The organism is Brevundimonas sp. UBA2416 (assembly GCF_002343105.1).
In the GTDB taxonomy this organism is placed as follows: domain Bacteria; phylum Pseudomonadota; class Alphaproteobacteria; order Caulobacterales; family Caulobacteraceae; genus Brevundimonas.
In genome coordinates this window covers 1-276 of sequence record NZ_DDRM01000015.1, presented here as the reverse complement: position 1 = coordinate 276, position 276 = coordinate 1, and the positions used below count along the sequence as shown (strand labels likewise).

Here is a 276-nt window from a genome sequence, read left to right as displayed (position 1 = left end):
CGCGCCCGCGAACCTCGACATAGTCGGCCGAGACATTGCCTTCGACGGCGCCGGTCTCGCCGACGATCAGACGGCCGACGCGGACGTCGCCCTTGATCGCGCCGTCGATCTGCAGGTCGCCGCCGCCCGTGATGCCGCCCTCGAACTGGAGGTCGGAGGACAGGGTGGACAGGCCGCGCGCGCTGGCGCCCGAAGGAGCCGCGGCGCGGGCCGGCGCAGCCGACGAGCCGCCCGGCATGGGCAGGTCGGGCAGCGGGGGGAGCGCCGCACTGTGGG

At 75.7% G+C, this 276-nt stretch carries 1 protein-coding gene; it reads right to left on the bottom strand.

Annotation, left to right across the window (positions count from 1 at the left end):
* Nucleotides 1-276, bottom strand: a 276-nt coding sequence (locus B3E43_RS04060; protein ID WP_292027413.1) for a bactofilin family protein, incomplete at both ends; no start/stop codon positions are given.